Source organism: Pseudoalteromonas sp. TB25, from assembly GCF_000497995.1.
Taxonomy (GTDB): Bacteria; Pseudomonadota; Gammaproteobacteria; order Enterobacterales; family Alteromonadaceae; genus Pseudoalteromonas; species Pseudoalteromonas distincta.
The window spans coordinates 1-7464 of the sequence record NZ_AUTI01000128.1; the positions used below are offsets into that span (position 1 = coordinate 1).

General features: G+C 39.1%; 9 protein-coding genes. 5 read left to right on the forward strand and 4 right to left on the reverse strand.

The window, feature by feature from the left end; genetic code table 11:
* Both dapE and L652_RS0102695 read left to right on the forward strand, forming a co-directional pair.
* On the forward strand, positions 1-838 hold an 838-nt coding region (dapE, locus tag L652_RS0102690), incomplete at its 5' end, for a succinyl-diaminopimelate desuccinylase (RefSeq protein ID WP_024603262.1).
* Positions 838-1536 carry a M15 family metallopeptidase gene (locus tag L652_RS0102695; protein WP_024595106.1) on the forward strand — a complete coding sequence of 233 codons (699 nt, stop codon included), beginning with the start codon at positions 838-840 and terminating at the stop codon, positions 1534-1536. The genes dapE and L652_RS0102695, both read left to right, overlap by 1 nt.
* A gap of 6 nt (positions 1537-1542) precedes the next feature.
* On the opposite strand, the gene L652_RS0102700 is transcribed toward L652_RS0102695, so the two are convergent.
* The 4 genes from L652_RS0102700 to L652_RS0102715 form a co-directional block, all read right to left on the reverse strand.
* Positions 1543-2412 (reverse strand): DMT family transporter, encoded by an 870-nt coding sequence (locus L652_RS0102700; RefSeq protein ID WP_024595107.1) that lies wholly within the window; start codon positions 2410-2412, stop codon positions 1543-1545.
* A 41-nt stretch (positions 2413-2453) separates the two neighbouring features.
* Positions 2454-3227: a DNA-binding domain-containing protein gene (locus tag L652_RS0102705; protein WP_024595108.1), complete on the reverse strand. Its 774-nt coding sequence runs from the start codon at positions 3225-3227 to the stop codon at positions 2454-2456.
* Positions 3224-4054, reverse strand: a complete 831-nt coding sequence (locus L652_RS0102710) for a DUF692 domain-containing protein (RefSeq protein WP_024595109.1) — start codon at positions 4052-4054, stop codon at positions 3224-3226. Before L652_RS0102710 ends, L652_RS0102705 begins: the two co-directional genes overlap by 4 nt.
* A 70-nt stretch (positions 4055-4124) precedes the next feature.
* The gene (locus tag L652_RS0102715; RefSeq protein ID WP_024595110.1) at positions 4125-4583 is read right to left on the reverse strand and encodes a hypothetical protein; all 459 of its coding nucleotides are present in this window, start codon (positions 4581-4583) and stop codon (positions 4125-4127) included.
* Between the two features lie 224 nt (positions 4584-4807).
* Between L652_RS0102715 and L652_RS0102720 the strand changes: the two genes are divergently transcribed.
* The 3 genes from L652_RS0102720 to lpoB are packed head-to-tail and all read left to right on the forward strand — an operon-like array spanning position 4808 to position 7238.
* Complete coding sequence (locus L652_RS0102720) at positions 4808-6172, forward strand: adenine DNA methylase (protein WP_024595111.1); 1365 nt, start codon at positions 4808-4810, stop codon at positions 6170-6172.
* An 8-nt stretch (positions 6173-6180) separates the two neighbouring features.
* A complete protein-coding gene (locus L652_RS0102725; RefSeq protein ID WP_002959678.1) occupies positions 6181-6606 on the forward strand; it encodes a YcfL family protein in 426 nt (141 codons plus the stop codon).
* 11 nt (positions 6607-6617) lie between these two features.
* Positions 6618-7238 carry a penicillin-binding protein activator LpoB gene (gene lpoB, locus L652_RS0102730; protein ID WP_007375407.1) on the forward strand — a complete coding sequence of 207 codons (621 nt, stop codon included), beginning with the start codon at positions 6618-6620 and terminating at the stop codon, positions 7236-7238.
* Positions 7239-7464 lie beyond the last annotated feature (226 nt).

A 7464-nucleotide genomic window follows, 5' to 3' on the forward strand; every position in this document is an offset into this window, starting at 1 on the left:
TGCCGATATGAAAGGCTCGTTAGCTGCAATGCTTGTTGCAACCGAGCGGTTTGTTACTAAACATCCAGATCATAAAGGCTCAATTTCTTTTTTAATAACCTCTGACGAAGAAGGCCCGTTTATAAACGGGACTACCCGTGTAATTGATACGCTAGAGGCGCGCGGTGAAAAAATTGATATGTGCCTAGTAGGCGAGCCTTCATCACGAGATGTATTAGGTGATGTTGTTAAAAATGGCCGCAGAGGTTCACTTACCGCTTTTTTGACCGTTAAGGGTGTACAAGGGCATGTCGCCTATCCACATTTAGCACAAAACCCAATTCACCTAGCAACCCCTGCCCTTACTGAGCTTAGCCAAACGGTGTGGGATAACGGAAATGAATACTTCCCTGCTACCAGCTTTCAAATTTCAAATATTAATGGCGGCACAGGTGCAGGCAACGTGATCCCGGGTGAGCTAGAAGTACAGTTTAACTTTAGATTTAGCACGCAAGTAACACATGAGCAATTACAACAACGTGTAAATGACATACTACAAAAGCATAACTTAAATTATGAATTAAGCTGGATAGTAAATGGCTTACCTTTTATTACCGAGCACGGCCCACTTGTTGATGCCACAGTAAAAGCGATTAAATCAGTAACCGGTTTAACCACAAACCTAGAAACTACCGGCGGCACATCAGATGGTCGCTTTATTGCACAAACAGGTGCTAAAGTAATTGAACTTGGCCCACGTAACGAAACTATTCATAAAGTAGATGAATGCGTAAGTACCGATGATTTAATAGCCCTTACCGACATTTACGAGCAAATACTAGAGCAACTTTTAGCATAATGGATGTAACTAAACCAACATCGATAATGTGTATCACAGGGCAAAGTGATACACATTTAACTGACATACAAAATCATCGCTTGCACAGCGCTATTATTAGCGACTTTTTAGCGCTGCAAAGTGCAGCTCAAAAAGCGGGATTTGATCTTACTATTGCCTCAAGTTTTCGCGACTTTGAACGCCAGTCAATTATTTGGAATAATAAGTTTTTAGGTATTCGACCTGTTTATAATAAACAGCAAAAGGTTGTAAATTTAACTAAATTAAATGATGTAGATAAATGCATAGCAATAATGCTCTACTCTGCACTACCTGGCGCAAGCAGACACCATTTAGGGACTGACTTAGATGTGTTTGATAAAGCTGCGGTCAGTGATGATTATAAGCTACAGCTAACACCTGATGAATACCTGCAAGGTGGGCCGTTTGCACCTTTAAGTAATTGGCTTGATACTAACTTAGTTAAATTTGGTTTTTATCGCCCTTACCAGCATGATTTAGGTGGCGTAGCACCTGAGCTTTGGCATATAAGCCATATTAAGCAATCACAATTATTAGTGAATAAACTTAGCGAGCAAGTACTTTTTGAATGCATAAAAAACAGTGAACTACAGGGTAAGCAGGCAATACTTGATAACTTACCTGCTATTTATAAACGCTTTGTAACAAACGTAAGCCCACACCTAAAAGAAGGTTAGGTTTTATTAAGCCTTCTTTTTATTTAAAATAAACACCAGCACGGCGCCTAATATTAACGAGCTTGCTACTATAAACTCAATTGTTACCTGCTCTGATAAAAACATAACACCAGCAATGGCAGCAAGTACCGGCACACAAAGTTGCACAACCGCAGCTTGGGTACTTTTAAGTAGTGGCATTGCTACATACCAAACACTATAACCAACTCCAGACGCTATTGCCCCCGAGGCACACGCAAGTAATACCCCTTCAATACTCATATTTTTTAAATAACTCATACCTACAAGTAATAAAACAGGGATAGCAACTAAGCTTCTTATAAAGTTAAACCCAGTAGTACGCAGTGGCGATACGCACACTTTACCGCGAATACTGTAAATACCCCATGCCACACCACTGAGTGCCATAAGTGATGCACCTAATAATGAAGGCACCGCTGCAGATGGCAGCATTAAATATACAAAACCAGATAACGCCACTATAAATGCACACCACTGGAGTACGCTTAATTGCTCTTTTTGATAAATACCCCAGCCAATCATAGTAAGTTGCACAGCAGAAAATAAAATTAGTGCACCGGTACCGGTATCTAGCTCTACGTAGGCAATCGAAAAACAAAGCGCGTAAACAAGCAGGCTAATACTGCTTCGCCAGCTTCCTCTGTCACTTAAAATAGCGGGATTGAATGTGCCTTTACGTTTTAAATTATGGGTATAAATAGCCATTATAATGCCCAAACATGCAGCCCCGCTAAGTAAGCGAATAACAGTAAAGTTCCAAGCATCTATATAACCTTCTGCTAAGGCCATTCTGCAAAAAAGAGAATTTGCGGCAAACGCAATTAAAGCAATTAATGTGTATATGGTGGCTTTCAAAAAAATTCCTTCGCAACGAAAAATAACTATATTGTTTTAACTCACTCGCTAATTAACCAACCACGTTCAAGCCATTGATTAATTTTAGTAATTAAAAACCCAGCGATTTTCTCGCCTGGGAGTTCATTTAAACAGGATTGACATAACTGTGCAAAGGGTGTGTTTTGTTTTAATAAACTCAGTAAGCGGTATTCTTGTGCATCAACGCTTAAATATTGTGTACGCCTTTGAGCATCACGTGCTACAACCCAAAAGCGAGGTTCTGAGACTCTTGGCTCTGGCGGTGTTTGCTTTTGTTTTATTGCCTGCCAACTTTCAACCGCCAACGTATTAAACACAACTAACTGAACACTTGGATGTAATTTTAATAGTAAAGTTGGCCATTGCTGAGGTTCAATACTTTCAAGCTCTGATACATTAAGTAATGTTTTATCGCTTGCATCAAAAGTACTTAGTAATAGTCGTTCAAATTTTGCTATATCTGCAAGTATGGGGTAATCACTAAAAGGAGTATTAGCGGCTAAATAATCTGGTAGCTTCTCTGCAAAAATTCGTAGTGACGTATGAGTTGAAGGATATAAAGCTAAATAACCATCAACCATCATCTCAAATAAATCATCACCTAAGTAAATGCCCAACTGTTCGTGATCTTGCTCAATCACGGCTCTTAAGCGAATTTTATAAGCGCTTTGATAAATAGAGAGTCGCTGTTGTGTATTTAACTGCCCTTGCTGCGCAATTTGCTCGCTAATATCCGAACTTTCTCCTTGCAGTAAATCCATAAACTGTTGTTGCAGCTTTGCTAAACCACTCATGACCTTATATCCCAAAACGGTTTCACTAGCGCTTTGGCATGCTCAAGCTCAGTAATTAAATCATCAAGGGAGCCAATATTATCATCGCGTTCAATCATGGTACTTACCGGATTTAATGTTTTTGCATACTGAGCATATAAGTCCCATACCGCATCGGGAACATCTTCATCGTGCGTATCTATAATATGCGTACCAAAGTCTTGATGTCCTGCTAAGTGAATTTGTGCAATAGCTGTACTCGGAATAGCTGATAAATAATCCATTGCATTAAAGTCGTGATTACGCGCACTTACATAAACATTATTTACATCCATTAAAAACTTACAGCCTGTTTGCTTATGTAATTGCGCTAAGAATTCCCACTCACTCATTTGTGAATCGTTATAGGTTAAATAGCTCGATACATTTTCAAAAATCATTTCGCGCCCTAGGTAGTCCTGAACTTGCGAAATTTTATTTGCTAAATGATCAAGCGCCTCTGAGGTGTAAGGCATTGGTAGTAAATCGTGGCTATTAATACCGCCCACTTGGGTAAAACATAAATGATCAGACACCCAATGCGGCTCAACCCTCGCAATTGTGTTTTTTAACTGATTTAAGTAGTCCTTATCAATAGGGTCAACACTACCAATCGACATTGATACCCCATGCATAACAATCGGATAATCTGCTCTTATTTTATTTAAATAATGCCAAGGTTTTCCACCGGCTACAAAATAGTTTTCTGAAATAATTTCAAACCAATCTACAGCTGGTTTATCTGCAATAATTTGCTCAAAATGCGGGGCTCTTAGTCCTAAACCAAAACCTAAAAAACGATTTGTCATAAACTTCCTTAATAAGCCTGAATAATAAACACATCGTTCAAGCTTATTTTATGCGTTCGATAAATTGGTATTAGCTACCTACAGAACCACCAATATCACCACATGCTTTTGCAGGCATTGATACAAAACCGGTGCCTTTACATGATGCATGTCCAGCACAAGCATTATTAGCAGTCTTACAATCGTTATGACCGCCACACACATTTACATCGTTACAATGTACTAAATCTGCTTTAGCTACACTGCCAACCCATTTATCTTTTACTGTACCGCCAACGTCAGCACATGATTTTGCAGGCATTGCTACAAAACCAGTCCCTTTACATGACGCTTGACCTGCACATGCATTCTCAGCTGTTTTACAATCGTTATGGCCACCACATACATTCGCATCATAACAATGAACTAAATCAGTTGTTGCGCCATTACTAGCAACTGCACTTGATGTTGCCGTTTCTGCCTCTGTTGCATTACAACCAACTAAACCTGCTACCATTACAGCCATTGCTGCACCTGTAAACTTTTTCATTTTTTAATTCCTCTAAGTGATATAACTCTTAGCAAGACCGCTAAAGCGAAAATACTATTTCAGTGGAGTGATAATAAACCAAAAAAATTCACACTTTGTTCACTAATGTCACTTTATATTTCTTTATTAGCAGGCAGTTTTACTCTACGATTTTTTACAATATTTCACACATTTAGCTAAAAATAGTATGTTAATGTATACAGGTAAATTAAGAGGAGTGCTCAGTGCGCCGCAGTATAATTTTAAGCTTTTGTTTTATTTTAAGTGGGTGTAGCACAATGGGTTTTAATGACCTATTTAATGACTATGCCACACAAATGACACCAATAAGAAATGCGATCGAGAAAAACAACATCGAAGAAGCGCAATCCCTTATTGCTAATAATAGCACCCTGCACAGCAGCTACTTACTCAACCAACTTGAGCAAGCTCGTTTAAACGACTTAGCTAATACACCAGATGATGCACAAAGCAAATTTGAGAACGTGTATACGCAAATGCAAAAAAAACGTGAAGCCGCCAAAATACAAGTTAGTGCGGGCCTTGAACAAAGTAACGCTTTATTTACCAACGACTCAGCAATAACTTATGTGCCACCCGCTTACGAAATGAGCATGCTTCATAGTTATAAAGCACTTAACTACGTGTATAAAAATGATGTTGAAGGCGCATTGGTCGAAATTCGCCGAGCTAATAAAGTACAAGTTGATGCGCTTAGCGAGAATGAAGCAGAAGTAGACTCAACCGTTAAAGAAGCTCAGCAACACTACCCAAGCATGAGCAATGTAACCAGAAACATAAAAAATGGCTTTCAAAATGCCTACACATTTTACTTATCTGCTTTGCTTTACCAAAGTGCTAAACAATACGACGACGCCTATATCGATTATAAAAAAGCATTGGCTATACAACCTAACAATATTTATTTACAGCAAGATGTAATGCGCCTTGCTAAAAAACAAGGGTTTGACCAAGATCTAAATGAATTTAAAAAACGCTTTGGCGATACGCCCACTATTTCTTCATCACAAGGCGAAGTAATTGTTTTATTTGAACAAGGATTAGTACCAAAACAAGATGAATTTAAGCTGCGCTTGCCAATTTATTCATCACGTGGCGATGCACGCTTTTACAGCTTGGCGATGCCGGTATATAAAGATAATGCCTATGTGCGCCGCCTTAACAATATAAATATAGATGCACAAAGCTTGGCGCTTAGCCCACTGGTACACATTGAGGCACTTGCAGCTAAAACTCTAGAAGATCAAATACCTGCAAAAGTCGCTCGCCAAGTACTCAGATTAGTAGCCAAAGAGAAAGTACGGGCAGAACTTGCTCGCAGTGCCGGTGATGTAGGTAACATACTTGCTAATATTTATAATTTGGCGTCTGAGCAAGCTGATACACGCAGCTGGCTTACACTTCCAAATCAAATAAGTGTCGCAAGGCAAAGCCTAAATACAGGTGAGCATTCTGTGCATATAGGCACACAAGCACCCATAAATTTTACCATTAGTAAGCAAGGGTTAACGTTAATTTACTTAACCTCTATTAATAACTACTTTAATTACCACGTAGTTCAACTTTAGGAGCCATCATGAAATACATAGCGCCATTATTAGCAGCCTTAATGCTCAGTGCATGTTCCAGCCAACCGGTTACATCGGGTATTTCTGTTGAACAAAATAAAAACCAGTTTAATGAGCAATTACGTGTAGATAACCCAGAGCTTGGTAAAAAGCTGGCCATTACTGATGTGAAAACACGTCAAACCAACCAGTTAACCGATGTGGTAGTGACACTTTCGAGCCAGTATAAAAAATCACAGTATTTACAGTATCAATTTAATTGGTTTGATAAAGACGGCTTTGTTATTAAAGGCAACCACTCACCTTGGCAAGCACTCACCTTATTTGGTTTTGCAAAAACACAATTACCGGGCTTAGCACCGAGCTCTGATGCGGTTACCTTTTCTTTAGCAGTAAGAGAAGTGTCTACCGAATCACAAGAATTTAAAGATTAAAGGAAACAACCATGATCATCAGTAACAAATTTAAAACAGCATCAACTTACGCTTTAGTTGGCCTGAGCGCTTTAGTATTAAGTGGCTGTGCTAATAAAGCCGTAGTAAGTTATGGCGACGCACAAGCAGTAGAAACAACCGATATTAATTTTGGCTCTACCGACTTACAAAAAGTAGCGAGCCAAATGACCGATTCATTACTCAGCTCACCCGTTGTTGGCACAATGACCGCTAATAAACGCCCCGTAGTGTTTGTTGAGCGTATTAAAAATAAAACTAGTGAGCACATTGATACTGAATCAATCACCGATTCAATCTCAACGCAAATGCTACGCAGTGGTAAGTTCCGTTTTGTAGATATGACGCGTGTTGAGTCAGTACGTGAGCAATTAACGTTTCAAAACGAAGATGCCCTGGTTAACCCTGCAACAGCCGTTGCATTTGGTAAACAAATTGGCGCGCAATATATGTTATACGGAAATTTATCGAGCATAGTTAAATCAAATGCCGATAAATCAGACGTATACTATAAATTTACGATGCGTTTAATGGATATGGAAAGCGGCCTAGTTGAATGGGCTGACGAAACTGAAATTCGTAAAACTAAAGAAAAATCGACATTTGGTTGGTAGTTACTAAGCCTTTACGGGCTAATAAGCCCATAAAGGCTACCAATAGGAGATTATTATGAAAGCTATAATATTAATAATGTGTGCCCTACTTAGTGTGAGCGCGCCAACTTTTGCTCAATACGAGCGCAATAAAGCAGTCCCTGTGCAGCAAGTTTTATTTGGTGACGTAAAATCGGTACGCAATATTACCGAACAAGAAATCATTCAAGACAAAAACAACGGCTGG